Genomic DNA, 24,648 nt, shown 5'->3' with positions numbered 1-24,648 from the left:
GGTGCTTTCCTGTTGTGTCCGGCTATTTGTCCGGGCTGTCGATGATCAGTTTTTGTAGCGCGGTGGTGCTGCTGGCCAGAGGCCCGATGCGACCGACCCACTCACCAGCCGTTGGCTGGCCGGCGCGTGAGATGCGCGCAACCAGTTGGACTTCAGGGAAGTTCGACAGTTTCAACTGCGGCATCATCGCGTCGGCATCGCCCAGTTCGACAGTCACCGGCAGATCCGCCACAGTCAGGCGTTTGGCCGCCAGCGGTGCCGGCGGGCCGGAGGTGGCGCGGGCAAAGATGAACACGCTGTCGCCCGGCTGCACTTTGCTTCTGAGTTCACTGGAAAGATCGACGCTGACTTTCAACAGTGCGGCTTTCGCGGCTACCGGTGCCTGAGCGACTTTGCCGCCGCTGGCTTCCAGACGCTCGGCGGCACGTTTGATCCCGCCTTGCAGCGCGGCGCGGGAGTTGTCGTCCGGCGGCAGTTGCGCCAGCAGACGATTCCAGTAATCGATCGCCTCCTGATAACGCTCGCCCTCGAACGCGGCAATACCGAGCAGGCCAAGGCTGGTGACCTCTTTCGGATCGGCCTTCAGTGCTTCGTCCGTCAGCGCCTGGATCTTCGCCGACCACTTTTTACCGTCGGCGAAATATTGCGCCTGGGCCCACTGGCCGAGCAGTTCCGGCTGACGCCCGGCGAGGTTGGCGGCCCGCTCGAACATCTTCGCCGCGTCCGCCGGACGCTCCTGAGCCATGTAGGTACGACCGAGGAAATACAGGCCCTCGGCAGAATCCGGTTGCGCCGCGACAGCACGCTCCAGACGCTGGGTCATTTCTTCCATCGACTGCGGCGCCTGGGCGAACTCGCGGGTCAGTTCGACCTTGTCGGCAGCGCCAAAATGCAGGTACAGACCCAGGCCCAGTACCGGCACCAGGACGGCGGCCAGCAGCGGCAACGGTTTGCCCAGTTTCGACACACGTGGCGCGGCAACGCCTTCGGTATCGGCGAGCAGTTCACGGGCAGCCTCGGCGCGCCCGCTGTCCATTTGCCCGGCATCGAGTACGCCTTCGGCCTGCTGCGATTGCAACTCGGCCACGCGTTCCTGATACAACGCGACGTTCAGGGCAGTGCGATCCTCTTCACGCTGGGCGCGACGCTCACGCAGAACCGGGATCAACAGAAAACTCAGGGCGACCAGAAGCAACAGCCCTGCGGCAAGCCAGAAATCAATCATTCTTGGTTTTTATCCAACAGTTGGTCGAGACGCTGACGCTCTTCGGTGGACAGCGATGTCGGGGTCTCGGCGCGCTGGCCGCGACGACGCCGGACAATCACCGCGATCACCACGAAACCGCCAAGCAGCAGCCCGGCCGGGCCGAACCACAGCAGTGCGGTCTTGGCGTTGAGTGCCGGTTTGTAACGGACGAAATCACCGTAGCGGTCGACCATGAAGTCGATGATCTGCTGGTTGTCCTTGCCCTCGCCGAGCATGCGGAAAATCTCTTTGCGCAGGTCGGCGGCAATCGGTGCGTTGGAGTCGGCAATGTCCTGGTTCTGGCACTTGGGGCAGCGCAGCTCCTTGGTCAACTCACGGAAACGCTCGCGATCACCTTCCTTGGCGAACTCATAAGTGTCGATCGCGGCGTGAGCCATGCCGGCCAGACTCAGGCCCAGTACCACGGCGGCTAAAAAGCGCTTCATGGCTTGGCCTCATCGACCAGCGCCTGATACCTGGCGGCGAGTTTTTCGCGCCAGACCTGCTCGTCGATCACGCCGACGTACTTGTCGCGGATGATGCCCTTGGCGTCGATGAAGAAGGTTTCCGGGGCGCCGTAGACGCCGAGGTTCAGACCCAGCGAGCCTTCGTCGTCACGGATGTCCAGAACGTACGGGTTGTGGAATTCGGCCAGCCACTTCAAGGCATCGGCGTTGGTGTCCTTGTAGTTGATGCCGTAGATCACCACGCCGCGCTCGGCGAGTTTATTCAACACCGGGTGCTCGACCCGGCAGGAAATGCACCAGGTGCCCCAGACGTTGACCAGGGCAGGTTTGCCGAGAATGTCAGCCTTGGTCAGGGTCTTGTCGCCCTGCACGTTCGGCAGGCTGAATTCCGGGAATGGCTTGTTGATCATCGCCGACGGCAACTCCGCCGGATCGAGGTACAGACCGCGATACAGAAACACCGCCACCAGCAGGAAAATCGCCAGTGGCACCAGCATCAACCAACGTCTCATGCAGCCGCTCCCGTCATGCCCAGTGCTTCACGCACCTTGGCTTTCACCTTGACCCGATAACGCCGATCCAGCGCCGCCAGCAATCCGCCCAGACCGGTGAGCAGGCCACCGAACCAGATCCAGCGCACGAACGGTTTGACGTGAACCCGCACCGCCCACGCGCCGTTTTCCAGCGGTTCGCCGAGTGCGACGTAGAGATCGCGAGTGAAACCGGCGTCGATCCCGGCCTCGGTCATCATCGAACTCTGCACCGTGTACAGGCGTTTTTCCGGGTGCAGCACGCTGACTTCCTTACCGTCGCGGATGATCCGGATAGTGCCTCTGTCGGAGGTGAAGTTCGGCCCTTCGAAGTGTTTGGCGCCTTCGAAGATGAAGTGATAACCGGCCAGGTCCATCGACTCGCCCGGCGCCAGACGCAGATCGCGTTCAGCACTGTTCTGGCTCGACAACACCACACCGAGGGCGCATACGGCGATGCCGAGGTGAGCGATCTGCATGCCCCAGTAGCTGCGGGTCAGGGCTGGCAGGCCTTTGATCAGGCCTTTATGGCGGGTCTTGTCGAAGATGTCGCGCACGCCGGCCAGCAGCACCCACGCGGCGAGCAGGAAGGTCGCGATCACCGCCCAGTTGAAATCGCCGTAAGCGATACCGGCCACCACGGCCAACGCGACGCTGCCGAGCAACACCGGGGTCAGCATGTTCGCCAGCCATTTCACCGGGGTGTCTTTCCAGCGGACGATCACACCGACGGCCATCACCACCATCAGCAACGCCATCAGCGGGATGAACAACGCATTGAAGTACGGTGGGCCGACCGACAGCTTGGCACCGCTCAGGGCATCGAGAATCAGCGGATACAGGGTGCCAAGCAGGATCATCGACGCCGCTACCACCAACACCAGGTTGTTGCCCAGCAACAGGGTTTCCCGCGACCACAGGTTGAAACCGACCTGACTCTTCACCACCGGGGCGCGCAACGCGAACAGCGTCAGCGAACCACCGACCACGAACAGCAGGAAAATCAGGATGAATACGCCGCGCTCCGGATCGGAAGCGAACGCGTGCACCGAGGTCAGCACGCCCGAGCGGACAAGGAAAGTGCCGAGCAGACTGAGGGAGAACGCGGCAATCGCCAGCAACACCGTCCAGCTCTTGAACACGCCACGCTTTTCCGTGACTGCCAGGGAGTGAATCAGCGCGGTGCCGACCAGCCATGGCATGAACGAGGCGTTTTCCACCGGGTCCCAGAACCACCAGCCGCCCCAGCCGAGTTCGTAGTAAGCCCACCACGAACCAAGGGTGATGCCGATGCCGAGGAAGGCCCACGCGACGATGGTCCACGGACGCGACCAACGCGCCCACGCCGCATCAAGGCGACCGCCCATCAACGCCGCGATGGCAAAAGCGAACGCCACCGAAAAGCCGACATACCCCATGTACAACATCGGCGGGTGAACGATCAGGCCAATGTCTTGCAACAGTGGATTGAGGTCAGCGCCATTGCTCGGCATTTGCGGCAGGATGCGTTTGAACGGGTTGGACGTGAGGATGAGGAACAGCAGGAAGCCGGTGCTGATCATGCCCATCACCGCCAGAACGCGGGCGAGCATGACTTGCGGCAACTGCCGCGAGAACACCGACACGGCAAAGGTCCAGCCGCCGAGGATCAACGCCCACAACAGCAACGAACCTTCGTGGGCGCCCCACACTGCGCTGAATTTGTAATACCACGGTAAAGCGGTATTGGAGTTGTTGGCGACATAGGCGACGGAGAAGTCATCGGTCATGAACGCGTAGGTCAGAATGCCAAACGCAAACAGCAAAAACGCAAACTGGCCCCACGCCGCCGGCTGGGCCAGGCTCATCCAGAAACGGTCGCCACGCCAGGCACCGACCAATGGCACCACGGCCTGCACCAGCGCAAAACACAGCGCCAGAATCATCGCCAGATGGCCGAGCTCGGGAATAAACAGTGCGGACGTCATCGATCAACCCTCCTTCGCTGGGGTCGGCGCGGATTGACCACTGTCTTTCAACGCTTTGGTCACTTCCGGCGGCATGTACTTCTCGTCGTGCTTGGCCAGCACTTCATCGGCCACCACCACACCGTCGGCATTGAGCTTGCCGAGGGCGACGATGCCCTGCCCTTCGCGGAACAGGTCCGGGAGGATCCCGCGGTAGGTGATGGTCACGGCTTTGTTGAAGTCGGTGACGACGAATTTGACGTCCAGCGAGTCCGGCGAACGTTGCAGCGAGCCCTTCTCGACCATGCCGCCGGCGCGGATGCGCGTGTCATGCGGCGCTTCGCCGTTGGCGATCTGGGTCGGCGTGTAAAACAGGTTGATGTTTTCCTGCAGGGCGCTCAGGGCCAGGCCGACGGCAGCGCCGACCCCGACCAGGATCGCCAGAATGATGATCAGACGTTTTTTGCGCAGCGGATTCACTTGCCGTTCTCCCGGCGCAGACGACGCGCCTCTTGTTGCAGATACCGCTTGCGGGCCAGGACCGGCGCCGCCACGTTGAAGGCCAGCACCACCAGACAGATGCCATAGGCCGACCAGACATACAGGCCATGATGGCCCATGGCGAGGAAGTCACCGAATGAAGCAAAACTCATCGCGCGGCCTCCAGACTGTTCTGCACTTCTTCTTTCACCCAACTGGCGCGGGCTTCGCGCTTGAGCACTTCAAGGCGCATGCGCAGCAACAGCACGGCGCCGAAGAAACAGTAGAAACCCAGCACGGTCAGCAACAGCGGCAGCCACATCTCTGCCGGCATCGCCGGTTTTTCGGTGAGGGTGAAGGTCGCGCCCTGGTGCAGGGTGTTCCACCACTCCACCGAGTACTTGATGATCGGGATGTTGATCACGCCGACGATGGCCAGCACCGCGCAGGCCTTGGCGGCGCTTTCGCGGTTGCTGATGGCATTGCCCAGCGCGATCACCCCGAAGTACAGGAACAGCAGAATCAGCATCGAAGTCAGGCGCGCGTCCCACACCCACCACGACCCCCACGTCGGTTTGCCCCAGATTGCCCCGGTGACCAGCGCCACAGCGGTCATCCACGCGCCGATCGGCGCGGCGCATTGCAGGGCGACGTCGGCCAGTTTCATCTTCCACACCAGCCCCACCACACCGCACACCGCCAGCATCACGTAGATCGACTGCGCGAGCATCGCCGCAGGCACGTGGATGTAGATGATGCGAAAGCTGTTGCCCTGCTGATAGTCCGGCGGCGCGAAGGCCAGGCCCCAGACGACGCCGACGCCGATCAGCAGCAACGCTGCAATGCTCAACCAAGGCAGGAACTTGCTGCTGATGCCGTAGAACCACTTGGGCGAGCCGAGCTTGTGAAACCAGGTCCAGTTCATACTGTTTCCATCACGGGTGCCGCTCATCGGTGTGAGCTGGCAAGGGTCATTCTTTAAAAAAAGTGGTCAATTTTTGACCAGACCTCATTATTATTCGCCGACGCTGATCTTCAGGCCAGCAGCTATTGCAAAGGGTGTCAGGGTGATCGCCAGGGCGGTCAGGCTACCCAGCCAGAGCAGATACCCGGTCGCCGGCATGCCTTGCAGCGCGGCCTGCAAGGCGCCACTGCCAAGGATCAACACCGGGATGTACAGCGGCAGAATCAACAGCGCCAGCAACAGGCCGCCGCGTTTCAAACCGACCGTCAGCGCTGCGCCCACCGCGCCGAGCAGGCTCAGCACCGGTGTACCCAGCAGCAACGACAACAGCAACACCGGCAGGCAGGCGACCGGCAAACCGAGCATCAACGCCAGCAGCGGCGAGAGCAGAACCAGTGCCAACCCCGAAAAAAGCCAGTGTGCCAGCACCTTGGCCAGTACCAGAAGAGGCAGCGGGTGCGACGAAAGGACCCACTGTTCAAGGGACCCGTCTTCGAAATCACTGCGGAACAGCCCGTCCAGCGAGAGCAGCACCGATAACAGCGCGGCCACCCAGACTAACCCGGGGGACAGGTTTTGCAACACTTGAGTTTCCGGGCCGACGGCCAGCGGGAACAGCGCGATGACGATGGCGAAGAAAATCAGCGGATTGGCCAGCTCCGCCGGACGGCGGAACAGCAGGCGCGATTCACGGGCAACCAGCAGGCCGAACACACTCATACTGCCCAGTTCCCCAGATCGAGATCACGATAGCCGGCCGGCATCCGGCTCAGCGTGTGGTGCGTGGTCAGGACCACGAGGCCGCCGCGTTCGCAATGCCCGGCCAGATGTTCTTCGAGCTGCGCCACGCCCTGCTTGTCGAGGGCGGTGAACGGCTCATCGAGAATCCACAGTGGCGGGCTGTCCAGATACAGCCGCGCCAACGCCACGCGACGTTGCTGTCCGGCGGACAACGTGTGGCAGGGAACATCTTCGAAACCGCGCAATCCTACGGCTGCCAGCGCTTGCCAGATCGCGTCGCGCTCGGCGGGATGATGCAGGGCACAGAGCCACGAGAGGTTTTCTTCCGGGGTGAGCAAATCCTTGATCCCGGCGGCATGGCCGATCCACAGCAGGTTGCGCGCCAGTTCGCCGCGTTGTGCGGTCAGCGGCTGGCCATTGAGCAGGACCTGACCGTCGGTCGGCTGCATCAGCCCGGCGAGCAAACGCAACAGACTGGTTTTACCGCTGCCGTTGGGCCCGCTGATCTGCACCATATCGCCACTGGCCAGTCTCAATTCGAGATTTTCGAAGAGCAGCCTGAGATCGCGTTCACACGCGAGGGCAACGGTTTGCAGGACAGGACTGGTCAAGGGATCACGGGCCTTATACGGTTCAAGTCGGCTCTGGCGCGGCCGTTAAAGAGGTGCAGCATAGATGCATTGACGGCTCGATCTAGAGAGCTGGGTCAAACAATTGCTATGTTTTTTGAACGAAGCGCAAGACGGGCGGCATTATACATGCCGTGCCTTACTCTCAAGAGTGCATTTTCCTCAGGTTGTGTCCGCGTATGACAGGCGAAATGAACATCCTCCCGCTCCCGCCCGCCACCCGGGCGACCGTTCGCCCGCAGGTCGGTGAGCTGCTCAAGCTGCTGACCCCGGTCGAAGGCCTGATCGGCGCCGGGCAAAGCGCCAAGGCCGAGGTGTTGTCGCTCAAGCAAGCGGACCAGACCTTTCAGTTGCTGCTCAAGGTGACGCTGGACAGCGGCCGTCAGACCACCGTGCAAGCGACCAGCAATCTGCCGCTGCCCCAAGGCACCAGTCTGGCGATCACTCAGCCCTCGGCGGGCAATCTGGCGATTACTGTGCAACAAGCCATTGCCAGCAGCGTCGCCGCCCTCACCCGCATCGACACCGCGCAATTGCCGGTCGGCACACTGCTGCAAGGCAAAGTGCTGACCTCGCAGGCGCTGCCGCAAACGCCGGGGCAAGTGGCGGTGTTTCGCTCCTTGGTCAGTTTGCTCAACACCGCACAGAGCGGCAGCACCCTGACCATCGACAGCCCGCAGCCGCTGCGCATCGGCACTTTGCTGTCGGCATTGGTCGAAGACTCACACACCCTGAAATTCCTGCCGATGAGCAGTCGTCAGGAACAACTGGCCGTGAGTCAGCAACTGCTCGGCCAGCAAAGCCGTCAGGCCTCCCTGACGGGGTTGCTGAACGCCTTGCAAAATCTGCCGAGCGATACCGATCAAACATCACAGGATCTGCGCGCCGTGGTCGACAAACTGCTCGCCAGCCTCCCCGATGTACAACAACTGAGTACCGCCAAAGGCGTGGCACTGGCCTTGGCCAACAGCGGCGTGTTCCTCGAAGGCAAACTGCTGACCGGGCAGAACCCGACGCTGGCACCGGACATGAAAGCCGACCTGCTCAAGCTGATCGCACAACTGACCCCGGGCCTGCCGGGCAACAGCAGTTTCAACGCGATCATCGCCGCCAACACCCTGGCGCAAGCGCTGCCGAGTTTCGTTCGCAACGCCCTCGGCATGCTTAGCCAGGTCAGCGCGAAACCGGTGCCAAGCAGCTTCCCGCTGCCCGAGCGTTTGCTGCAAAGCCTGGAAGGCGAAGGCGATCTGGAACAGTTGCTGCGCCTCGCCGCTGCCGCCGTTTCGCGCCTGCAAAGCCATCAGTTGTCGAGCCTGGAGCAGACCGGCGTTACCGACGACGGGCGCCTGCTCAGCACCTGGCAACTGGAAATTCCCATGCGCAACCTGCAGGACATCGTGCCGTTGCAGGTCAAGTTTCAGCGTGAAGAAGCGCCGGAAAGAGAACCGCAACCGAACGAACGTCGCGATGAGCGCGAACCCCGGCAACAACTGTGGCGCGTTGATCTGGCGTTCGACATTGAACCGCTCGGGCCAATGCAGATTCAGGCGCAATTGATCAGCGGCAGCCTGTCGAGCCAGCTCTGGGTCGAGCGGCCGTACACCGCCGACCTGATCGAAAACAACTTGTTCGCCCTGCGTCAGCGTCTGCTCGATTGCGGGCTGAATGTCGGCGACCTCGACTGCCACCTCGGCGCCCCGCCGCAAGGCAACCAAACCCGTCTCGAACACCGCTGGGTCGACGAAACCGCATGAACGATTCCACCGCACCACGCCAGGCCATCGCCCTCAAATACGACGGCAACCACGCCCCGACCCTCACCGCCAAGGGTGACGAAGAGCTGGCCGAAGAAATCCTGCGTATTGCTCGCGACTACGAAGTGCCAATCTACGAGAACGCCGAGCTGGTGCGCTTGTTGGCACGAATGGAATTGGGCGACAGCATTCCCGAAGAGCTCTACCGGACAATTGCCGAGATCATCGCGTTTGCGTGGAATCTGAAGGGGAAATTCCCCGAGGGACATGACCCGCAGGCGCCGATGGTCGAGAAGGACGTCACCGAACGCGGGGATGATTACTGATCCCCTTCATTCCAGTTACTGAAATAATTCCGACAGCGCCAAACAGCTCATCCAGCTGATTAAATCAACACTGGATGAGCTTTCTGCCATTAACGCCTCCGGCAAATCTATTGTTTTACACAATAGACGGTGCCGTATTGAATTGCCGACCCGAAAGCTTCTTTCGCCTGTTTTTCTGCATCCTTCAAAGAACTTGCAGTGAAATCACCGCGAGCAGTTCCCCCCGTATTTCCTTGCGCAGTGCATTTATATTTCGCTTCCTCTGCACTGGCACCTAAAGAAAACAATGCAGCAACCGGAATAGCCAAGCTGAAAAAAATTACATTTTTAGATAAGTTCATAAGTCGTGCCCCTTAGTCCATAGAGAAGAATCAACCACCCTCGGATCATCAGAGATCTTTGCCGACTTGACACCTGTCAGATCTGACAGTCTTTTAGAGATGTTAGAAATACACTTACTTCGTAACCGTTATATCTGACTTATTTCGCATTCAATGAAGAATTACTCCCAAAAGAATGGATAAATTTGAGCCTTGAAAGCAAAAGATCGCAGCCTTCGGCAGCTCCTACAGGAAAACACATTCCAATGTGGGAACCTCCGAAGGCTGCGATCTTTTGATCTTGCTTGCCGCTTGAAGCTTGAAGCTTCTAGCTGCTCTTATGCAGCTTGCTCATCAACTCCGCCTCAGCCTGGGTCAACCCGCAGGACTGAGTCAGTTCATCGACGCTCGCGCCCATGCCCACCAGTTTCGCCGCTTGGGCGAATGACAGGCTCGACGGATCGCGCTGCTCAAGCGCAACGATTTTGTCCGGCAAAGGACCGACCACCGAGCGCAACTCATGCAGGGCGTCGCCCATGCGCACGTTGCCGTTCTGGTAATCGTCGACACGTTTGGCCAGTTCCTTGATGCGCTGATCACGCAGCGCATCGCCCTGAGCCTGTTGCGCAGCGATCACCCGCTGCGCCTTGATGTACGCCAGAAACATCGCCAGCGTGCCTGCCCAGAAGAGGAACAGGACAATGACTGCAACCTCAAGAATCAATCAGATGTTCTCCAGATCCGACCATTCTTCTTCGCTCATCATCTTGTCGAGTTCGACGAGGATGAGGAGTTCGTTGTTCTTGTTGCACACGCCCTGGATGAACTTGGCCGACTCTTCGTTACCGACGTTCGGTGCGGTCTCGATTTCCGACTGACGCAGGTAAACCACTTCAGCAACGCTGTCGACCATGATGCCGACGACTTGCTTGTCGGCTTCGATGATGACGATACGGGTGTTGTCGCTGATCTCGCCGCTGTTCAGGCCGAAGCGCTGACGGGTGTCGATCACGGTGACCACGTTACCGCGCAGGTTGATGATGCCCAGCACGTAGCTCGGCGCGCCCGGCACCGGAGCGATCTCGGTGTAGCGCAACACTTCCTGAACGCGCATCACGTTGATGCCGTAGGTTTCGTTGTCCAGTTTGAAGGTCACCCATTGCAGGATCGGATCTTCAGAACCTTTTGCATTCGTCGCCTGACTACTCATACCCTGACCCCTCGAAAAAACCGCTCTGGGCGGTGTGTGTTCTGTGTGGCGGCATTCAACAATGCCGTCGCCTGATTGTTATGTCGGCTGCTACGTCGGTTTATGTAGCGGCTTGTGGCCGCCGAGGTGCTTTGCCCCACCGCTGGCGATCAACTCGGCCAGTGCGGAAACGTCAAGCAATGCACACATGTGCTCAATCACGGTGCCGGCGAGCCATGGCCGCTGACCCCGGTGACTTCTCCATTTGATTTCATTCGGGTCCAGACGCAACGAGCGGCTGACCTGATGCACCGCCAGCCCCCACTCGTAACCTTGTACCGAAATCACGTACTGCAGGCCCTGACGGAAGTCATCGCGATAGCGATCCGGCATGACCCAGCGTGCGGTGTCCAACACTTTCAGGTTGCCGGCCTGGCTCGGCAGGATCCCGAGGAACCATTCCGGCTGGCCGAACAGTGGCGTCAGCTCGTGGCCGGCCAGCGAATAAATCGAGCCGAGGCACACCAGCGGCACGGCCAGGGTCAACCCGGCAACGTCGAACAGCAGGCATTCGAACGCTTCCGAAGCCCAGGCCGGGCGGCCATCGGTTTCCACCGGTGGCGGCGTATTGCTCGGCGGCAGATGCACTTCTACCAGCGGCGGGACCAGGGTCTGCTCGACCGGCGTACGCGCAACTGGAGCCGGAGCCGGCTCGACCACCGCCGGTTCCGGCGTGGTTTTCAGCAATTGGGTTTGCAGCAGGGGCGCGAGCGTCGAAACCGCTGCGCGCACCGGCTCAGCCTCTTCAAGCAACGTGACGGGGGCCTTGGCCACCGGGGCGGCGGCAGGCGCAGCAAGCGGTGCGGCAGGCTTGGCCGCTTTCAGGGCATCACGCGCCTGTTCTTCCAGTACCGCGGCCTGGAACTCGTCCAGTGCCTCGGTGCTTTCGATCACCTCGACCGGCGCCTCAACTGGCAGCAACTCGTCAGGAATCTCCTGCAGCAAGCCATCCAGATAGGATTGCAACGCCAGTTGCGGACGCGACGTCAATTTGATCGGCCGATTCATGCTCAAGCCACCTGCGGAACAAGTTGTTGCGCCAACAGATGCTTGAGCAGCGCGCGGTAAGCCAGCACGCCACGGCTCTTGCCGTCGAATTGCGAAGGCGTGACACCGGCCCGGCTGGCGTCGCGCAGACGGGTATCGACCGGGATATAACCCTGCCAGATCTCGTCGGGGAATTTGTCACGCAGCACGCGCAAGGTGTGCATCGAGGCTTGCGTACGGCGGTCGAACAGGGTCGGCACGATGCTGAACGGCAGCGCCTGTTTGCGCGAGCGGTTGATCATCGCCAGGGTGTTGACCATGCGCTCCAGACCTTTGACGGCCAGGTGTTCGGTCTGCACCGGGATCACCAGTTGCTGGCTCGCGGCCAAGGCGTTGACCATCAGCACGCCGAGCAACGGCGGGCTGTCGATCACTGCGTAATCAAAGTCCTGCCACAACTGCGCCAGACTCTTGGCGATCACCAGGCCCAGACCACTCTGCCCCGGCGACTGACGCTCAAGGGTCGCGAGCGCGGTGCTCGATGGCAGCAGGGAAATGCGCTCGTCACTGGTCGACAACAGCAACTGCCCCGGCAGGCCTTGCGGCACGCTGCCCTTGTGCAGAAACAGGTCGTAATTGCTGTGTTCCAGGCTGTCGGGGTCGTAGCCGAAATAGCTGGTCATCGAGCCGTGCGGGTCGAGGTCGACCACAACCACGCGCTTGCCCGCCTCCGCCAGCAATCCGGCTAAAGCGATGGAAGATGTGGTTTTACCGACACCACCCTTTTGATTGGCGACTGCCCAGACTCTCATTCGGTTCGTCTCCTCCCGGTCGAGATGCTCGACCGAGACATAGCTCAGCGTATTAATGCGGGTGACGGAGAATTGACGGCACTCTCGCGTCCCGGCGTCTTGACCGGGGTCGGTGCAGTTTGTGTGCCAGCGCGCTTCAACGCCGCGTCCGGTTGTGCATTGGCGGTACCGGTGCCGGTCAGACTGCGGCGCACATCCAGATTGCGCGACACCACCAACACCACGCGCCGGTTCTTTGCGCGGCCTTCGGCGGTGGCGTTATTGGCCACCGGCTGGAACTCGCCATACCCCACCGATGCCAGACGCCCGGGGTTCACCCCCTGCATCGCCAGCATGCGCACGATGCTCGCCGAACGCGCCGAGGACAGTTCCCAGTTGGTCGGGTACTGCGCGGTGCGGATCGGCTGATCGTCGGTGAAGCCTTCGACGTGGATCGGGTTGTCGAACGGTTTGAGGATCGCCGCGACCTTGTCGATGATGTTGAACGCGATGTCGCTCGGCATCGCGTCGCCGCTGCCAAACAACAGGCTGGAGTTGAGTTCGATCTCGACCCACAACTCGTTGCCGCGCACGGTCATCTGGTTGGAAGCGATCAGGTCGCCGAATGCGGCGCTGATATCATCGGCGATGCTTTTCAGCGGATCACTGGCCCCGGCGATCCCGGCGTCGACTTGCTCGGCGTCCTTGACCAGCGGCTTGGCCGGGGTCACGGTTTTCGGTCGTTCGTCACCGATCGGGATCGGCTTGAGCGAGCGGTCGGAGTCGGTGAAGACCCCGATCAGCGCCTCGGAAATGACCTTGTATTTGCCTTCGTTGATCGACGAGATCGAGTACATCACCACGAAGAAAGCGAACAGCAGCGTGATGAAATCCGCGTAGGACACGAGCCAGCGCTCGTGGTTAACGTGTTCTTCCTGATGCCTGCGGCGAGCCATAGTCCATTACCCCCATCAATCCATGAAGCCCTGAAGCTTCAGCTCGATAGAGCGTGGGTTTTCACCTTCGGCGATCGACAGAATTCCTTCCAGCAACATTTCGCGATAACGCGACTGCCGCAACGCGATTGACTTGAGCTTGGCCGCCACCGGCAGCAACACCAGGTTGGCACTGGCCACGCCGTAGATGGTCGCGACGAAGGCCACGGCGATGCCGCTGCCCAGTTGCGTCGGATCGGCGAGGTTGCCCATCACGTGAATCAGGCCCATCACCGCGCCGATGATACCGATGGTCGGCGCATAGCCGCCCATGCTCTCAAAGACTTTCGCCGCTTCGATATCGCGGGCTTCCTGGGTGTAGAAATCCACTTCAAGAATGCTGCGGATGGCTTCCGGCTCGGCGCCGTCGACCAGCAGTTGCAAGCCCTTGCGCGAGTAGTTGTCCGGCTCGGCATCGGCCACGCCTTCCAGGCCGAGCAGGCCTTCCTTGCGCGCAGTGAGACTCCAGTTGACCACGCGGTCGATGCCGCCGGCCAGGTCCACGCGTGGCGGAAACAGAATCCACGCCAGGATCTGCATGGCGCGCTTGAAGGCGCTCATCGGCGATTGCAGCAACGCGGCACCGATGGTGCCACCAAGGACGATCAGCGCCGCCGGGCCGTTGGCCAGCGCGCCGAGGTGACCGCCTTCCAGGTAGTTGCCGCCGATGATGGCGACGAACGCCATGATGATCCCGATAAGGCTTAGAACATCCATCAGATACACGCCTCGACGATGTGCTTGCCGATGTCGTCCAGGCCGTAGACCGCGTCAGCCAGGTCGGCTTTGACGATGGCCATCGGCATGCCGTAGATCACGCAGCTTGCCTCATCTTGCGCCCAGACCGAGCTGCCGCCTTGCTTGAGCAGACGCGCGCCTTCACGGCCGTCGGCGCCCATGCCGGTCAAGACGACCGCCAGAACTTTGTCACCGTAGGACTTGGCCGCGGAACCGAAGGTGATGTCCACGCACGGCTTGTAGTTCAGACGCTCGTCGCCCGGGAGGATTTTCACCGCACCACGGCCGTCGATCATCATCTGCTTGCCACCCGGTGCCAGCAGCGCCAGGCCCGGACGCAGGATGTCGCCATCCTCGGCTTCCTTGACGCTGATGCGGCACAGCTTGTCCAGACGCTCGGCAAACGCCTTGGTGAACGCCGCCGGCATGTGCTGGATCAGCACGATCGGTGCCGGGAAGTTCGCCGGCAACTGGGTCAGCACCCGTTGCAGGGCAACCGGGCCACCGGTCGAAGTACCGATGGCGACCAATTTGTAGGCTTTGCGTTTCGGTGCCGGCGACGAAGCGCTGGCGGCCGGAGCGCGCGCCGGAGCAGGCGCCGGTGCCGGGCGAGCCGGAGCACTGGTGCCGTGGCTGCTGAAGCTCGATGCCGCCGGAGCTGGCGCAGGCGTCGGTGCAGCGGCCGGAGCCGGCGCACTGTAGGCACTGAAACGACGATTACTGCGCGAGATGCTATGGACCTTCTCGCACAGCAGTTGCTTGACCTTCTCCGGGTTACGCGAGATGTCTTCAAAATTCTTCGGCAGGAAATCCACCGCGCCGGCGTCCAGCGCATCCAGGGTTACCCGGGCGCCTTCGTGGGTCAGCGAGGAGAACATCAACACCGGGGTCGGGCAGCGCTGCATGATGTGCCGCACTGCCGTGATGCCATCCATCATCGGCATCTCGTAGTCCATGGTGATCACGTCCGGCTTGAGCGCCAGGGCCTGATCAATCGCCTCTTTACCGTTGGTTGCGGTGCCGACCACCTGAATGCTCGGATCCGCTGAAAGAATTTCCGAGACGCGGCGGCGGAAAAAACCCGAATCGTCCACCACCAGGACTTTGACTGCCATAAACACTCCATTAGGTGCAGCGGGACGTTGTCGCCCCGCTGCCCCGGATTCAAATACGCCGTGCGGCGTAACGCTTGAGCATGCTAGGAACATCGAGGATCAGCGCGATGCGGCCGTCACCGGTGATGGTGGCGCCGGACATGCCCGGAGTGCCCTGCAGCATTTTGCCCAATGGCTTGATGACCACTTCTTCCTGGCCGACCAGTTGATCGACGACGAAGCCGATCCGCTGGGTGCCCACCGAAAGGATCACCACATGGCCTTCGCGCTGCTCTTCGTGAGCGGCGGAGCTGACCAGCCAGCGCTTGAGGTAGAACAACGGCAACGCCTTGTCCCGCACGATCACCACTTCCTGACCGTCGACGACGTTGGTGGTCGACAGGTCGAGGTGGAAGATTTCGTTGACGTTGACCAGCGGGAACGCGAACGCCTGATTGCCAAGCATCACCATCAGCGTCGGCATGATCGCCAGGGTCAGCGGCACCTTGATGACGATCTTCGAACCCTGGCCCTTGGTCGAGTAGATGTTGATCGAACCGTTGAGCTGGGAAATCTTGGTCTTCACCACGTCCATGCCGACACCGCGGCCGGACACATCGGAGATCTCGGTCTTGGTCGAGAAACCCGGGGCGAAGATCAGGTTGTAGCACTCGGTATCGCTCAGGCGATCGGCCGCGTCCTTGTCCATCACACCGCGTTTTACCGCGATCGAACGCAGGACGTTCGGGTCCATGCCCTTGCCGTCGTCGGAGATCGACAACAGGATGTGGTCGCCTTCCTGCTCGGCCGCCAGCACCACGCGACCGCCACGGGCCTTGCCCGACGCTTCGCGTTCTTCCGGCGACTCGATGCCGTGGTCGACAGCGTTGCGCACCAAGTGGACCAGCGGGTCGGCCAGGGCCTCGACAAGGTTTTTGTCGAGGTCGGTTTCTTCACCCACCAGTTCCAGGTTGATCTCTTTCTTGAGCTGACGCGCGAGGTCGCGAACCAGACGCGGGAAGCGCCCGAAGACCTTCTTGATCGGCTGCATCCGGGTCTTCATCACCGCGGTCTGCAAGTCAGCCGTGACCACGTCGAGGTTCGACACGGCCTTGGACATGGCTTCGTCGCCGCTGTTGAGACCCAGGCGCACCAGGCGGTTACGCACCAGCACCAGCTCGCCGACCATGTTCATGATTTCGTCGAGACGCGCGGTGTCGACTCGCACGGTGGTCTCGGCTTCGCTCGCCGGTTTTTCCGGTGGCGGAGTTGCTGGAGCACGAGCCGGCGCCGGTGCAGCAGCGGCAGCCGGTTTTGGCGTTTCAGCTTTTGGCTCAGGCTTGGCAGCGGCCTTCGGCGCGGCGGCCGGAGCCGCTGCAGCCTTGGCGGCAGGCGCGGCGACTGTCGACGCGGAGCCGGCCGTCGCAGCGCTTGCATCGAACTTGCCTTTGCCGTGCAGCTCGTCGAGCAGCGATTCGAACTCGTGATCGCTGATCAGGTCGCTGCCGGCAGCAGCGGCTACCGGTGCGGCAGGTGCCGCCGGTGCCGAGGCGATCGCCGACTCCAGCGCTTCCACGGCGAAGTTGCCCTTGCCGTGCAACTGATCAAGCAGTGCTTCGAATTCGTCGTCGGTGATGTCCGAGCTGTCGCCCGCCGCTGGGGCCGCAGGCGCTGCCGTCGGTGCAACGGCGTCAGGTGCGAACTGGCCTTTGCCGTGCAACTGATCGAGCAGCGACTCGAACTCGGCATCGGTGATTTCATCGCTGGCGGCCGCTTCGGCAGTTTGCACCGGCGCAGCAACGACCGGGGCTTCGGCTTCGGCCTTGACGGCGTTCAGCGAGTCCAGCAGTTGTTCGAATTCGTTATCGGTGATGTCGCCCGAATCGCCGGAATCGCCTTCGACGACCAGTTCTTCGATCATCTCGGCCACCGGTGAAGCCGGGGCTTCATCGGCCGTTTGCGGCTCGGCCAGACGCGCCAGCGCGGCCAGCAGTTCCGGGGTGGCGGCGGTGATCGGGGCACGTTCACGGACTTCGCTGAACATGCTGTTCACCGCGTCCAGTGCTTCGAGCACCACGTCCATCAGTTCGGCATCAACGCGGCGTTCACCCTTGCGCAGGATGTCGAACACGTTTTCGGCGATGTGACAGCACTCCACCAGCTCGTTGAGCTGAAGGAAGCCGGCGCCCCCTTTTACAGTATGGAAACCGCGAAAAATTGCGTTGAGCAGATCTGCATCATCCGGGCGGCTTTCCAGCTCAACCAGTTGTTCGGACAGTTGCTCAAGAATCTCGCCGGCCTCAACCAGGAAATCCTGAAGGATCTCTTCATCGGCGCCGAAGCTCATTAATGGGGTGCTCCTACAGGTCTAAAAACCTAAAACTCAAAATCCAAGGCTGGATAGCAAATCGTCCACATCGTCCTGACCGGACACAACGTCTTCTCGTTTATCGGCATGAATCTGCGGACCTTCACCCTGCGAGAGATGTTTTTGTGGATCTTTTTCTGCAAGCATCGCGGCGCGGTCATGTTCGATGCCCGCAAAGCGGTCCACCTGACTGGCCATGAGCACGAGTTTGAGCAAATTGCTTTCGACTTCGGTGACCAGTTGGGTCACGCGCTTGATCACCTGACCGGTCAGGTCCTGGTAATCCTGGGCCAGCAGGATGTCGTTGAGGTTGCTCGACACCGCACGGTTGTCCGTGCTGCTGCGCGACAGAAAACCGTCGACCCGACGCGCCAGTTCGCGGAACTCTTCAGCCCCGACCTCGCGACGCATGAAGCGACCCCAATCGGTGCTCAGGGCCTGGGCTTCGTCAGCCAGGCCATTGACCACCGGGGTGGCGCTTTCCACCAGATCCATGGTGCGGTTGGCCGCGGCTTCAGTCAGCTTGACCACATAGCCCAGGCGTTCGGTGGCGTCGGTGATTTGCGACACTTCCTCGGCCTGCGGCATGTGCGGATCAATCTGGAAGTTGACGATCGCACTGTGCAGTTCGCGCGTGAGCTTGCCCACTTCCTGATACAGGCCGCGGTCACGGGTCTGATTGAGCTCATGGATCAGTTGCACAGCGTCGCCGAACCTGCCTTTTTCAAGGCTCTCGACCAGTTCGACCGCGTGTTTTTTCAGGGTCGACTCGAAATCGCCCTGTGAAGATTCGTTATGCTCCATAGCTCCCCCGCGCGTTCATCAGCCGATGCGTTCGAAAATCTTCTCGATTTTTTCTTTCAGCGCCTGAGCCGTGAAAGGTTTGACCACGTAGCCGTTCACACCGGCCTGGGCCGCTTCGATGATCTGCTCACGCTTGGCTTCTGCCGTCACCATCAGCACCGGCAGGTGCTTGAGTTTTTCATCGGCACGCACGTGGCGCAGCAGGTCGATACCGGTCATGCCCGGCATGTTCCAGTCCGTTACCAGAAAGTCGATGCTTCCGCTGTTGAGCACCGGAATGGCAGTGGTGCCATCGTCGGCCTCGACGGTGTTGGTGAACCCCAGATCACGCAGCAGGTTCTTGATGATCCGCCGCATCGTTGAGAAGTCATCAACGATGAGGATTTTCATGTTCTTGTCCAATTCGACCTCCAAGCAGTCTTAAACGCGCCCAGCACCTGGACGCGCCATTTCAATCAATCCGGCGTAGCACTCGAAGACTGTCTGGAGCACAACAGAGCAAGACCGGTGCCGTTCATCACCGCACCAGCCTCGTTCGCAGTGTCCCCACACTGCCTTCAGCGCGCTCGCCACTCCCCCAAACGCCCCCGCAAGCGGGCCGCGCACTGGCTGTGTAACTGGCTGACCCGCGACTCACTGACGCCAAGGACTTCACCGATTTCCTTGAGGTTCAGCTCTTCGTCGTAGTACAGCGCCAACACCAGTCGCTCACGCTCCGGCAAATTGGCAATCGCGTCCGCCAGTGCGGCCTGGAAACGTTCATCTTCCAGATCGCGTGACGGCTCAAGATGAGCACTGGCGCCATCCTCGTGCAGCCCTTCGTGTTCGCCGTCCTGCAACAGGTCGTCGAAACTGAACAGGCGGCTGCCCAGGGTGTCATTCAAAATCCCGTAGTAATCGTCGAGACTCAATTGGAGTTCGGCCGCAACCTCGTGATCTTTAGCATCACGGCCGGTTTTAGCTTCAATTGCCCGAATTGCGTCGCTGACCATACGGGTGTTGCGGTGAACCGAGCGTGGCGCCCAGTCCCCTTTACGGACTTCATCGAGCATCGCGCCGCGGATTCGAATGCCCGCGTACGTTTCGAAACTGGCGCCTTTGCTGGCGTCGTATTTGGTCGAGACTTCGAGCAGACCGATCATGCCGGCCTGAATCAGGTCTTCGACCTGCACACTGGCCGGCAAGCGTGCCAGCAAGTGGTAGGCAATGCGTTTGACCAGTGGCGCGTAACGCTCGATCAACTCGTATTGCGCGTCGCGTGCCGACTTCTTGTAGTAATTCATACCGCTGGCGGTCATAGCACTGGTCCTGCCGTTTGCTGCACGAGGCGCTCGACGAAAAATTCCAGGTGGCCGCGCGGGTTCGCCGGCAGCGGCCAGGTGTCGACCTTCTGGGCGATGGCCTTGAACGCCAGGGCGCACTTGGAACGCGGAAAGGCTTCATAGACCGCACGCTGCTTCTGCACCGCCTTACGCACGCTTTCGTCGTAAGGCACGGCGCCGACGTATTGTAGGGCCACGTCAAGGAAGCGATCCGTGACCTTGGTCAACTTGGCGAACAGGTTGCGCCCTTCCTGCGGGCTCTGGGCCATGTTGGCCAGCACGCGGAAGCGGTTCATGCCGTAATCGCGGTTGAGCAGTTTGATAAGCGCGTAGGCGTCGGTAATGGACGTCGGCTCGTCGCAGACCACCAGCAACACTTCCTGCGCGGCGCGTACAAAACTGACTACCGAGTCACCAATACCCGCAGCGGTGTCGATCACCAGCACGTCGAGATTGTCGCCGATGTCGCTGAACGCCTGAATCAGGCCGGCGTGCTGCGCCGGGCTCAGGTGCACCATGCTCTGGGTGCCGGAAGCGGCCGGCACGATGCGGATCCCGCCGGGGCCCTGCAACAGGACGTCGCGCAGCTCGCAGCGGCCTTCGATCACGTCGGCCAAAGTACGTTTGGGGGTCAGTCCCAGCAGAACGTCGACGTTCGCCAGCCCCAGGTCGGCGTCCAGCAGCATGACCCGACGGCCAAGCTCTGCCAGCGCCAGAGACAAGTTCACTGACACGTTAGTCTTGCCGACGCCACCTTTGCCGCCGGTCACCGCGATCACCTGTACGGGATGCATGCTGCCCATGTTATTTCTTTACCTTGTCTTGCATAGACGGAGGCCACATTACTGGCTGCGCGTTCACAACCGGAACAATGCATGGCAGGCCATCGATGTAGGTACAAAAACTGTTCATGAATACCTCAGCCTACCTGCTTGGTCGGGCTGTGATAGATATCAGCGAACATGTCAGCCATGGCTTCTTCGCTGGGTTCTTCCTGCATTTGCACGCTGACGGCGCGGCTGACCAGTTGATGACGGCGCGGCAGATGCAGATCATCCGGAATCCGTGGGCCATCGGTCAGGTACGCGACCGGCAATTCATGACTGATCGCCAGGCTCAACACTTCGCCAAGGCTGGCCGTTTCATCCAGTTTAGTCAGGATGCACCCGGCAAGCCCGCAACGCTTGTAACTGTGATAAGCGGCGGTTAGAACCTGTTTCTGGCTGGTGGTTGCCAGCACCAGATAATTTTTTGAACGGATACCGCGCCCGGCCAGACTTTCCAGCTGCATGCGCAGGGCCGGATCGCTGGCTTGCAGGCCGGCAGTATCAATCAGCACCACGCGTTTGCGCAGCAACGGATCCAGCGCCTGCACCAGCGACTGGCCCGGATCAACGTGCGTCACCGGCACATTGAGAATCCGCCCGAGGGTCTTGAGCTGTTCCTGTGCACCGATGCGGAAGCTGTCCATGCTCACCAGCGCCACGTTGTGCGCGCCGTATTTGAGCACATAACGCGCGGCCAGTTTGGCCAGCGTGGTGGTCTTGCCCATGCCGGCCGGGCCGACCATCGCAATCACCCCGCCCTCTTCCAGCGGCTCGACTTCCGGCACGGCAATCATCCGCGCCAGATGCGCGAGCAACATGCGCCAGGCCTGACGCGGCTCTTCGATATCGGTGATCATCGACAGCAGATCGCGCGACAGCGGGCCGGACAGGCCGATGCGCTGCAGACGGCGATACAGATTGGCCTGCGCCGGGCGGCTGCCTTGCAGCTGATTCCAGGCCAGGGTGCCAAGCTGCACTTCCATCAGTTCGCGCAGGCTGTTCAATTCGAAGCGCATCGAGTCCAGCGCACGCGGGTCGACACCGCCGGAGGACTGCGCAGGTGCCGGGGCCGGACGCGCCGGAGCGGTGTAGGCCGGCTCGCTCAACGGTTCGGCAGCAGTCAGCGGCAGGCCGGCCGTCAACGGCAGCCCGGCGAACAACTGGCGATTGGTATTGCCGTCGGCTTCGCCACGCAGGCTCAGTTCGGCCTGGGCGGTGACGATGCGCGATTGGGTCTTGCGCAGCTCGTCTTCGAGTTCCATGTTCGGAACCCGAGGCGCCAGCGCCGACAATTTGTAATCCAGCGCCGCCGTCAGCTCGACGCCGCCGGCAATGCGGCGGTTGCCAATGATGGCGGCATCAGCGCCCAGCTCATCACGAACCAGCTTCATGGCCTGACGCATATCGGCGGCGAAAAAACGCTTAACTTGCATAAACCACTACCTCAGCCGTTGGGCCCTACTGTCGCAACGATGGTCACTTGCTTGTTGTCCGGAATTTCCTGGTAGGCCAGCACATGCAATCCAGGGACTGCCAGGCGACCAAAGCGCGAGAGCATCGCGCGTATCGGGCCGGCTACCAAGAGGATCACCGGCTGACCTTGCATTTCCTGACGCTGCGCCGCTTCGATCAACGAACGCTGCAGCTTCTCGGCCATGCTCGGCTCCAGCAGAACGCCCTCTTCCGAGCCTTGTCCTGCCTTCTGCAGACTATTGAGCAATATTTGTTCCAACCTTGGCTCCAGGGTGATCACAGGCAGCTCGGACTCAGTGCCTACAATGCTTTGGACGATGGCGCGAGAAACGCCAACCCGGACCGCAGCCACCAATGCGGCGGTATCTTGACTCTTGGCAGCGTTGTTGGCGATGGCTTCGGCGATGCTGCGGATATCGCGCACCGGCACGTGTTCGGCCAACAGCGCCTGCAGCACCTTGAGCAGTTGCGACAGCGACACCACACCCGGCACCAGCTCCTCAGCCAGTTTCGGCGAGCTTTTGGCCAGCAATTGCATGAGTTGCTGCACTTCTTCGTGGCCAATCAGCTCACTGGAGTGCTTGTACAGAATCTGGTTCAAGTGAGTCGCGACCACGGTACTGGCATCGACCACGGTGTAACCGAGCGATTGTGCCTGCGCACGCTGGCTGATCTCGATCCACACCGCCTCCAGGCCAAAAGCCGGATCTTTGGCGTTGATCCCGTTGAGCGTGCCGTAGACCTGCCCCGGGTTGATCGCCAGTTCGCGATCGGGATAGATCTCGGCTTCGGCGAGGATCACACCCATCAGGGTCAGGCGATAAGCGCTCGGGGCCAGGTCGAGGTTGTCGCGAATATGCACGGTCGGCATCAGGAAGCCCAGATCCTGCGAGAGCTTCTTGCGCACGCCCTTGATTCGCGCCAGCAATTGCCCACCCTGATTGCGGTCGACCAGCGGAATCAGGCGATAGCCGACTTCCAGGCCGATCATGTCGATTGGTGTCACGTCGTCCCAGCCCAGCTCTTTGGTTTCCATGGCGCGGGCCGGCGACGGCAGCAGCTCCTGCTGGCGCTTGACCTCTTGCAGAGCCTGCACCTTGGCGACGTTCTGCTTCTTCCAGAACAGGTACGCGCCACCGGCAGCCAGCGCGGCCATGCTCAGGAACGAGAAATGCGGCATGCCCGGCACCAGGCCCATGACCGCCATCAGGCCCGCCGCCACCGCCAGCGCTTTGGGCGAGGCGAACATCTGACGATTGATCTGCTTGCCCATGTCTTCCGAACCGGAAGCACGGGTCACCATGATCGCCGCCGCTGTCGATAACAACAGTGATGGCAATTGCGCCACCAAACCGTCACCGATGGTCAGCAAGGCGTAAACCTTGCCGGCGTCGGCAAAACTCATGTTGTGCTGGAAGATACCAACGGCCATGCCGCCGATCAGGTTGATGAACAGAATCAGCAGGCCGGCGATGGCGTCACCCCGGACGAACTTGCTGGCACCGTCCATCGAACCGTAGAACTCGGCTTCCTGAGCAACTTCGGATCGCCGGGCCTTGGCCTGGTTCTGGTCGATCAGGCCGGCGTTGAGGTCGGCGTCGATCGCCATTTGTTTGCCGGGCATTGCGTCGAGGGTGAAGCGTGCGCTCACCTCGGAAATCCGCCCGGCACCCTTCGTCACCACGACGAAGTTGATGATCATGAGGATCGCGAACACCACGATACCGACCACGTAGTTACCGCCGATCACCACCTCACCGAAGGCCTGGATCACCTTGCCGGCGGCGGCGTGGCCGTCCTGACCGTGGAGCATCACCACCCGCGTCGACGCCACGTTCAGCGCCAGCCGCAGCAGCGTCGCCACCAGCAGAATGGTCGGGAACACCGCGAAATCCAGCGGCCGCAATGCATAGACGCAGACCAGCAGGACGACGATCGACAGGGCAATGTTGAAGGTGAAGAACACGTCGAGCAGGAACGGCGGCACCGGCAACATCATCATCGCCAGCATGACCAGCAGCAACAATGGCACGCCCAGATTGCCTCGACTGAGGTCGGCAACATTCGAGCGAGCAGTGTTGAATAACTGAGAGCGATCCACCGGTTTTCCCCGTTCCTTTAAAGCAAACTTTTGACGCCCAGAGCGGGCTCACGGCGGGTACTGCAAGAAGCTTTCCAACTTTTGCCAAGGATTGAAACAGAGAGGAAGGTGAACGCGACCCATGTAGGCCTTCGCCTGCTCGCGATGAGGATTTTCCAGTCAATACATTCAAACCAGACAGACCGCTATCGCGAGCAGGCGAAGGCCTACAGGGGACCGCATTCCAGATGTCAGATTGAAATGCCTTCCAAACTGTGGGAGCGAGCTTGCTCGCGAAGGGGCCCTTATGTTCGGCGCAAATTTCTTCATTAAACGAAGATGTTTAAAAGACACCTTCAGACACGTCTTACAGGCTACACATCCTTGCGCCATTGCCTACAGCTACGCCAGAATCCGCCGGCTTGTGCGCTTTGGGGTCGGGTTCTATTGTGGTCCGGTCGCTGACGAATCAGCGATCGGGTTTAGCGACTCGAACTCAAGTCAAAGGTGCATCAGC

26 protein-coding genes are annotated in these 24,648 nt (G+C 61.0%); 2 read left to right on the top strand and 24 right to left on the bottom strand.

Annotated features, from left to right (window positions below; all coding sequences use genetic code 11):
* Window positions 1-22: 22 nt before the first annotated feature.
* The 9 genes from ccmI to ccmA form a co-directional block, all read right to left on the bottom strand.
* The gene (ccmI, locus tag ACXX9E_RS13615; protein ID WP_458555550.1) at window positions 23-1,225 is read right to left on the bottom strand and encodes a c-type cytochrome biogenesis protein CcmI; all 1,203 of its coding nucleotides are present in this window, start codon (window positions 1,223-1,225) and stop codon (window positions 23-25) included.
* Window positions 1,222-1,692, bottom strand: a complete 471-nt coding sequence (locus ACXX9E_RS13610; protein WP_123465809.1) for a cytochrome c-type biogenesis protein — start codon at window positions 1,690-1,692, stop codon at window positions 1,222-1,224. Before ACXX9E_RS13610 ends, ccmI begins: the two co-directional genes overlap by 4 nt.
* The gene (locus ACXX9E_RS13605) at window positions 1,689-2,225 is read right to left on the bottom strand and encodes a DsbE family thiol:disulfide interchange protein (protein ID WP_128615812.1); all 537 of its coding nucleotides are present in this window, start codon (window positions 2,223-2,225) and stop codon (window positions 1,689-1,691) included. Before ACXX9E_RS13605 ends, ACXX9E_RS13610 begins: the two co-directional genes overlap by 4 nt.
* Window positions 2,222-4,210 (bottom strand): heme lyase CcmF/NrfE family subunit, encoded by a 1,989-nt coding sequence (locus tag ACXX9E_RS13600; protein ID WP_123465807.1) that lies wholly within the window; start codon window positions 4,208-4,210, stop codon window positions 2,222-2,224. The genes ACXX9E_RS13605 and ACXX9E_RS13600 overlap by 4 nt, the downstream gene beginning before the upstream one ends.
* 3 nt (window positions 4,211-4,213) lie before the next feature.
* Complete coding sequence (gene ccmE, locus ACXX9E_RS13595) at window positions 4,214-4,669, bottom strand: cytochrome c maturation protein CcmE (RefSeq protein ID WP_064586605.1); 456 nt, start codon at window positions 4,667-4,669, stop codon at window positions 4,214-4,216.
* The gene (ccmD, locus tag ACXX9E_RS13590) at window positions 4,666-4,842 is read right to left on the bottom strand and encodes a heme exporter protein CcmD (RefSeq protein ID WP_123465805.1); all 177 of its coding nucleotides are present in this window, start codon (window positions 4,840-4,842) and stop codon (window positions 4,666-4,668) included. The genes ccmE and ccmD overlap by 4 nt, the downstream gene beginning before the upstream one ends.
* Window positions 4,839-5,594: a heme ABC transporter permease gene (locus ACXX9E_RS13585; RefSeq protein ID WP_458555549.1), complete on the bottom strand. Its 756-nt coding sequence runs from the start codon at window positions 5,592-5,594 to the stop codon at window positions 4,839-4,841. Before ACXX9E_RS13585 ends, ccmD begins: the two co-directional genes overlap by 4 nt.
* A 90-nt stretch (window positions 5,595-5,684) precedes the next feature.
* A complete protein-coding gene (gene ccmB, locus ACXX9E_RS13580) occupies window positions 5,685-6,353 on the bottom strand; it encodes a heme exporter protein CcmB (protein ID WP_034151525.1) in 669 nt (222 codons plus the stop codon).
* Window positions 6,350-6,985 (bottom strand): cytochrome c biogenesis heme-transporting ATPase CcmA, encoded by a 636-nt coding sequence (gene ccmA, locus ACXX9E_RS13575; RefSeq protein ID WP_458555548.1) that lies wholly within the window; start codon window positions 6,983-6,985, stop codon window positions 6,350-6,352. Before ccmA ends, ccmB begins: the two co-directional genes overlap by 4 nt.
* A 197-nt stretch (window positions 6,986-7,182) precedes the next feature.
* Here ccmA and fliK point away from each other — a divergent pair, with 197 nt between their 5' ends.
* On the top strand, window positions 7,183-8,757 hold the full coding sequence (fliK, locus tag ACXX9E_RS13570; RefSeq protein WP_458555547.1) for a flagellar hook-length control protein FliK: 1,575 nt from the start codon (window positions 7,183-7,185) through the stop codon (window positions 8,755-8,757).
* Entirely contained in the window at window positions 8,754-9,083 is a 330-nt protein-coding gene (locus ACXX9E_RS13565; protein ID WP_267805806.1) for an EscU/YscU/HrcU family type III secretion system export apparatus switch protein, read from the top strand. Before fliK ends, ACXX9E_RS13565 begins: the two co-directional genes overlap by 4 nt.
* A gap of 107 nt (window positions 9,084-9,190) precedes the next feature.
* Here ACXX9E_RS13565 and ACXX9E_RS13560 read toward each other — a convergent pair whose 3' ends face one another.
* The 15 genes from ACXX9E_RS13560 to flhA all read right to left on the bottom strand — a co-directional run bounded on the left by ACXX9E_RS13560 (window position 9,191) and on the right by flhA (window position 24,152).
* Window positions 9,191-9,424 (bottom strand): hypothetical protein, encoded by a 234-nt coding sequence (locus ACXX9E_RS13560; RefSeq protein ID WP_458555546.1) that lies wholly within the window; start codon window positions 9,422-9,424, stop codon window positions 9,191-9,193.
* A gap of 307 nt (window positions 9,425-9,731) precedes the next feature.
* The gene (locus tag ACXX9E_RS13555; RefSeq protein ID WP_458555545.1) at window positions 9,732-10,127 is read right to left on the bottom strand and encodes a DUF2802 domain-containing protein; all 396 of its coding nucleotides are present in this window, start codon (window positions 10,125-10,127) and stop codon (window positions 9,732-9,734) included.
* Window positions 10,128-10,613, bottom strand: a complete 486-nt coding sequence (locus ACXX9E_RS13550) for a chemotaxis protein CheW (RefSeq protein ID WP_007919980.1) — start codon at window positions 10,611-10,613, stop codon at window positions 10,128-10,130.
* 90 nt (window positions 10,614-10,703) lie between these two features.
* Window positions 10,704-11,660, bottom strand: a complete 957-nt coding sequence (locus ACXX9E_RS13545) for a CheW domain-containing protein (RefSeq protein WP_123465793.1) — start codon at window positions 11,658-11,660, stop codon at window positions 10,704-10,706.
* 2 nt (window positions 11,661-11,662) lie between these two features.
* Window positions 11,663-12,451, bottom strand: coding sequence for a ParA family protein (locus ACXX9E_RS13540; RefSeq protein WP_008077691.1), 789 nt, complete (start codon window positions 12,449-12,451; stop codon window positions 11,663-11,665).
* A gap of 44 nt (window positions 12,452-12,495) precedes the next feature.
* Window positions 12,496-13,386 carry a flagellar motor protein MotD gene (gene motD, locus ACXX9E_RS13535; protein ID WP_064586597.1) on the bottom strand — a complete coding sequence of 297 codons (891 nt, stop codon included), beginning with the start codon at window positions 13,384-13,386 and terminating at the stop codon, window positions 12,496-12,498.
* Window positions 13,387-13,401: 15 nt separating this feature from the next.
* Window positions 13,402-14,142 carry a flagellar motor protein gene (locus ACXX9E_RS13530; protein WP_003222929.1) on the bottom strand — a complete coding sequence of 247 codons (741 nt, stop codon included), beginning with the start codon at window positions 14,140-14,142 and terminating at the stop codon, window positions 13,402-13,404.
* Window positions 14,142-15,278: a protein-glutamate methylesterase/protein-glutamine glutaminase gene (locus ACXX9E_RS13525; protein ID WP_458555544.1), complete on the bottom strand. Its 1,137-nt coding sequence runs from the start codon at window positions 15,276-15,278 to the stop codon at window positions 14,142-14,144. Before ACXX9E_RS13525 ends, ACXX9E_RS13530 begins: the two co-directional genes overlap by 1 nt.
* A gap of 49 nt (window positions 15,279-15,327) precedes the next feature.
* A complete protein-coding gene (locus ACXX9E_RS13520) occupies window positions 15,328-17,604 on the bottom strand; it encodes a chemotaxis protein CheA (protein ID WP_222833409.1) in 2,277 nt (758 codons plus the stop codon).
* A gap of 36 nt (window positions 17,605-17,640) precedes the next feature.
* Entirely contained in the window at window positions 17,641-18,429 is a 789-nt protein-coding gene (locus ACXX9E_RS13515) for a protein phosphatase CheZ (protein WP_095190695.1), read from the bottom strand.
* Window positions 18,430-18,447: 18 nt separating this feature from the next.
* A complete protein-coding gene (locus tag ACXX9E_RS13510) occupies window positions 18,448-18,819 on the bottom strand; it encodes a chemotaxis response regulator CheY (protein ID WP_003183998.1) in 372 nt (123 codons plus the stop codon).
* 167 nt (window positions 18,820-18,986) lie between these two features.
* Window positions 18,987-19,727: an RNA polymerase sigma factor FliA gene (fliA, locus tag ACXX9E_RS13505; RefSeq protein WP_003222919.1), complete on the bottom strand. Its 741-nt coding sequence runs from the start codon at window positions 19,725-19,727 to the stop codon at window positions 18,987-18,989.
* On the bottom strand, window positions 19,724-20,554 hold the full coding sequence (fleN, locus tag ACXX9E_RS13500; RefSeq protein WP_003222917.1) for a flagellar synthesis regulator FleN: 831 nt from the start codon (window positions 20,552-20,554) through the stop codon (window positions 19,724-19,726). Before fleN ends, fliA begins: the two co-directional genes overlap by 4 nt.
* Window positions 20,555-20,670: 116 nt before the next feature.
* Complete coding sequence (flhF, locus tag ACXX9E_RS13495) at window positions 20,671-22,011, bottom strand: flagellar biosynthesis GTPase FlhF (RefSeq protein WP_458555543.1); 1,341 nt, start codon at window positions 22,009-22,011, stop codon at window positions 20,671-20,673.
* Between the two features lie 11 nt (window positions 22,012-22,022).
* Window positions 22,023-24,152 (bottom strand): flagellar biosynthesis protein FlhA, encoded by a 2,130-nt coding sequence (flhA, locus tag ACXX9E_RS13490; RefSeq protein ID WP_123465785.1) that lies wholly within the window; start codon window positions 24,150-24,152, stop codon window positions 22,023-22,025.
* Between the last annotated feature and the right edge of the window lie 496 nt (window positions 24,153-24,648).

The organism is Pseudomonas sp. GNP014 (genome assembly GCF_054344005.1).
Note: the sequence above shows the minus strand (reverse complement) of the source record. Positions and strands in the feature narration are given on the sequence as shown.

What these genes read in the sequence shown, in the direction of transcription:
- ACXX9E_RS13515 (WP_095190695.1), bottom strand. Translation starts at nt 18,429, where the DNA reads ATGGAGCATAACGAATCTTCACAGGGCGATTTCGAGTCGACCCTGAAA.
- fliK (WP_458555547.1), top strand. Translation starts at nt 7,183, where the DNA reads ATGACAGGCGAAATGAACATCCTCCCGCTCCCGCCCGCCACCCGGGCG.
- fliA (WP_003222919.1), bottom strand. Translation starts at nt 19,727, where the DNA reads ATGACCGCCAGCGGTATGAATTACTACAAGAAGTCGGCACGCGACGCG.
- ACXX9E_RS13565 (WP_267805806.1), top strand. Translation starts at nt 8,754, where the DNA reads ATGAACGATTCCACCGCACCACGCCAGGCCATCGCCCTCAAATACGAC.
- ACXX9E_RS13600 (WP_123465807.1), bottom strand. Translation starts at nt 4,210, where the DNA reads ATGACGTCCGCACTGTTTATTCCCGAGCTCGGCCATCTGGCGATGATT.
- ccmB (WP_034151525.1), bottom strand. Translation starts at nt 6,353, where the DNA reads ATGAGTGTGTTCGGCCTGCTGGTTGCCCGTGAATCGCGCCTGCTGTTC.
- ACXX9E_RS13585 (WP_458555549.1), bottom strand. Translation starts at nt 5,594, where the DNA reads ATGAACTGGACCTGGTTTCACAAGCTCGGCTCGCCCAAGTGGTTCTAC.
- motD (WP_064586597.1), bottom strand. Translation starts at nt 13,386, where the DNA reads ATGGCTCGCCGCAGGCATCAGGAAGAACACGTTAACCACGAGCGCTGG.
- ACXX9E_RS13550 (WP_007919980.1), bottom strand. Translation starts at nt 10,613, where the DNA reads ATGAGTAGTCAGGCGACGAATGCAAAAGGTTCTGAAGATCCGATCCTG.
- ACXX9E_RS13530 (WP_003222929.1), bottom strand. Translation starts at nt 14,142, where the DNA reads ATGGATGTTCTAAGCCTTATCGGGATCATCATGGCGTTCGTCGCCATC.
- ACXX9E_RS13520 (WP_222833409.1), bottom strand. Translation starts at nt 17,604, where the DNA reads ATGAGCTTCGGCGCCGATGAAGAGATCCTTCAGGATTTCCTGGTTGAG.
- ACXX9E_RS13610 (WP_123465809.1), bottom strand. Translation starts at nt 1,692, where the DNA reads ATGAAGCGCTTTTTAGCCGCCGTGGTACTGGGCCTGAGTCTGGCCGGC.
- ACXX9E_RS13510 (WP_003183998.1), bottom strand. Translation starts at nt 18,819, where the DNA reads ATGAAAATCCTCATCGTTGATGACTTCTCAACGATGCGGCGGATCATC.
- ccmI (WP_458555550.1), bottom strand. Translation starts at nt 1,225, where the DNA reads ATGATTGATTTCTGGCTTGCCGCAGGGCTGTTGCTTCTGGTCGCCCTG.
- ACXX9E_RS13525 (WP_458555544.1), bottom strand. Translation starts at nt 15,278, where the DNA reads ATGGCAGTCAAAGTCCTGGTGGTGGACGATTCGGGTTTTTTCCGCCGC.
- ACXX9E_RS13605 (WP_128615812.1), bottom strand. Translation starts at nt 2,225, where the DNA reads ATGAGACGTTGGTTGATGCTGGTGCCACTGGCGATTTTCCTGCTGGTG.
- ccmD (WP_123465805.1), bottom strand. Translation starts at nt 4,842, where the DNA reads ATGAGTTTTGCTTCATTCGGTGACTTCCTCGCCATGGGCCATCATGGC.
- fleN (WP_003222917.1), bottom strand. Translation starts at nt 20,554, where the DNA reads ATGGGCAGCATGCATCCCGTACAGGTGATCGCGGTGACCGGCGGCAAA.
- ACXX9E_RS13560 (WP_458555546.1), bottom strand. Translation starts at nt 9,424, where the DNA reads ATGAACTTATCTAAAAATGTAATTTTTTTCAGCTTGGCTATTCCGGTT.
- ACXX9E_RS13545 (WP_123465793.1), bottom strand. Translation starts at nt 11,660, where the DNA reads ATGAATCGGCCGATCAAATTGACGTCGCGTCCGCAACTGGCGTTGCAA.
- flhF (WP_458555543.1), bottom strand. Translation starts at nt 22,011, where the DNA reads ATGCAAGTTAAGCGTTTTTTCGCCGCCGATATGCGTCAGGCCATGAAG.
- ACXX9E_RS13540 (WP_008077691.1), bottom strand. Translation starts at nt 12,451, where the DNA reads ATGAGAGTCTGGGCAGTCGCCAATCAAAAGGGTGGTGTCGGTAAAACC.